The sequence below is a fragment of the Neisseria sp. Marseille-Q2251 genome (genome assembly GCF_940793045.1).
GTDB lineage: Bacteria > Pseudomonadota > Gammaproteobacteria > Burkholderiales > Neisseriaceae > Neisseria.
Window position 1 is genome coordinate 1 of record NZ_CALNWV010000079.1, and the last position, 2,772, is coordinate 2,772.

Genomic DNA, 2,772 nt, shown 5'->3' on the forward strand with positions numbered 1-2,772 from the left:
GTGCCGCTTTGTTAATTTCTATAACACTGTGAAGCCGCACCGCAGTTTGAACGGCGATACGCCGTTTGAGGTCTTGCAGGCTTATTTTTCTCAATCTGTGGTGTAAACAACGCAACGTTTTCCTACAACTTGAACGAATTAAGAAAAACTACGCGTGATTCGATGAATATAGTGGATTAACTTTAAACCAGTACGGCGTTACCTCGCCTTGCCGTACTATCTGTACTGTCTGCGGCTTCGTCGCCTTGTCCTGATTTAAATTTAATCCACTATACAATCTGTTTGACCTTACCGGTTTATGCCTGCCAGCAGGCGTAACAGATATTGACCGTATTGGTTTTTTGCCATCGGGCGGGCGAGTTCTTCCAGACGCTCGTCTGAAAGCCAGCCGTTGCGCCAGGCGATTTCTTCGAGACAGGCGACTTGCAAGTCTTGGATGTTTTGCACGGTTTGGACGAATGAAGCGGCTTCGTGCAGGCTTTCGTGCGTACCGGTGTCCAACCATGCAAAGCCGCGTCCCAAAAGCTGGACGGACAATGAGCCGTCGTCAAGATACATTTGGTTGAGCGTGCTGATTTCGAGTTCGCCGCGTGCGGACGGTTTGACTTGTTTCGCAAACTCGACGACGCGGTTGTCGTAGAAATATAAGCCTGTTACCGCCCAGTCGGATTTGGGCTGTTTCGGTTTTTCTTCGATGGATAAGGCGTTGAAGTTTTCGTCAAATTCAACGACGCCGAAACGTTCGGGGTCTTTGACTTGGTAGCCGAACACGGTGGCACCGTGTTTTTTAGAAGCAGCCTGTTTCAGAGTTTGGGTAAACGACTGACCGTAGAAAATATTGTCGCCCAAGACCAAGCAGACGTTGTCGTTGCCGATAAATTCTTCGCCGATGATGAATGCTTGCGCCAAGCCGTCGGGGCTGGGCTGCTCGGCGTAGCTGATGGAGATGCCGAAATCGCTGCCGTCGCCGAGCAGTCGTCTGAAAGACGGGTTGTCTTCGGGGGTGGTAATAACCAAGATTTCGCGTATTCCTGCCAGCATCAATACGGACAGGGGGTAGTAGATCATGGGTTTGTCGTACACGGGCAGAAGCTGTTTGGATACGCCGCGCGTGATGGGGTAGAGGCGTGTGCCGCTGCCGCCGGCAAGGATGATGCCTTTCATAAGTTTCTCCTGAAGTGATGTATTTTGATTTTCAGACGACCTCCCTGACTTAGAAGGTCGTCTGAAAACTTATTTTTCTGTTCCTAAGCGTTCCAAACGGTAGCTGCCGTTCAATACATTTTGCCACCAAGTTTTATTGTTCAAATACCATTGCACTGTTTTGCGGATGCCGGATTCGAACGTTTCCTGCGGTTTCCAGCCCAGTTCCCTGCCGATTTTGGCGGCATCGATGGCGTAGCGAACGTCATGGCCGGGGCGGTCTTGCACGAAGGTAATCAAGTCTTCGTAGCGCGCCACGCCGGCAGGTTTTTCAGGAACGAGTTCTTCCAATAGGGCGCAGATGGTTTTGACCACCTCGATATTGGCTTTTTCATTGTGCCCGCCGATATTGTAGGTTTCGCCGACGACGCCTTCGGTAACAACCTGATACAGCGCGCGGGCGTGGTCTTCGACAAACAACCAGTCGCGGATTTGCATCCCGTCGCCGTACACGGGCAATGGTTTGCCGTCGAGTGCGTTCAGAATCATCAATGGAATGAGTTTTTCAGGGAAGTGGTACGGACCGTAGTTGTTTGAACAGTTGGTTACGATGGTCGGCAGGCCGTAAGTGCGCAGCCATGCACGCACGAGGTGGTCGCTGGAAGCCTTGGAAGCGGAATAGGGGCTGGACGGGGCGTAGGGCGTAGTTTCGGTAAACAAATCGTCCGTACCGTGCAAATCACCATAGACTTCGTCGGTGGAAATATGGTGGAAACGGAAAGCTTCACGTTTTTCAGACGACATCTGTTGCCAGTAGGCGCGCGCGGCTTCGAGCAGGTTGAACGTGCCGACGATGTTGGTTTGGATAAACTCGCCTGCTGAATCGATAGAGCGGTCAACATGGCTTTCTGCTGCCAAGTGCATCACGGCATCGGGCTGGTGTTGTGCAAACACGCGGTCAAGTTCGGCACGATTGCAAATGTCCACTTGCTCAAAAGCGTAACGGGGACTTTCGGCTACGTCGGTCAGTGATTCTAGATTGCCCGCGTAAGTTAATTTGTCGAGATTGATGACGGAATCTTGGGTATTTTGGATGATGTGGCGGACAACTGCCGAGCCGATAAAGCCCGCACCGCCGGTAACGAGGATTTTTTTCATGGGATGGGTCTAAGATACAGTACAGCCTTGAATTATAACTGTATACATATATACGTGTATACATGGAGGGAATTTAACATCATGGTATTTTTCTTGCCGTTCAGGTGGAATTTATGCCATTCATCTTAATAAATATATTTGTCATTATGGTTATGGTATATTCCAGGCGTTCATCATAAATTCATCCTAGTGTTATCATGACTGCCCGCCAATCCTACCATCTCACCTTCGCCCGATTCTCCCCCTCCCTCTCCGTCAAATCCTTCACCGCCTCCGAAGCCGCCAACACCGCCTACCGCGTCGAAATCACCGCCACCTCCACCGATTCCTCCCTGCCGCTGTCCTCCTACCTCAACCAGCGCGCAGCGTTTGAAATCCGTCCGCAGGAGGCCGTATTGTCCGAAGTCGCCGCCGCTTTTTCAGCCGGTTCGGACGACGCTCCGGCGAAACAATGGCAGGGCATTATTACTT

Annotated in this window: 3 protein-coding genes and 1 pseudogene; 2 read left to right on the plus strand and 2 right to left on the minus strand. The window is 51.2% G+C overall.

Annotated features, from left to right (window positions below):
- Nucleotides 1–106 (plus strand): annotated as a pseudogene (locus tag AAG834_RS13585) (IS481 family transposase); the annotation flags it as partial.
- A 182-nt stretch (nucleotides 107–288) separates the two neighbouring features.
- Here AAG834_RS13585 and rfbA read toward each other — a convergent pair.
- The gene (gene rfbA / locus AAG834_RS13590; RefSeq protein ID WP_003761467.1) at nucleotides 289–1,164 is read right to left on the minus strand and encodes a glucose-1-phosphate thymidylyltransferase RfbA; all 876 of its coding nucleotides are present in this window, start codon (nucleotides 1,162–1,164) and stop codon (nucleotides 289–291) included.
- 69 nt (nucleotides 1,165–1,233) lie between these two features.
- A complete protein-coding gene (gene rffG / locus AAG834_RS13595) occupies nucleotides 1,234–2,301 on the minus strand; it encodes a dTDP-glucose 4,6-dehydratase (RefSeq protein WP_342032436.1) in 1,068 nt (355 codons plus the stop codon).
- A gap of 197 nt (nucleotides 2,302–2,498) precedes the next feature.
- Here rffG and AAG834_RS13600 point away from each other — a divergent pair.
- A partial coding sequence (locus AAG834_RS13600) for a hypothetical protein (RefSeq protein WP_342032437.1) occupies nucleotides 2,499–2,772 on the plus strand: 274 nt, incomplete at its 3' end.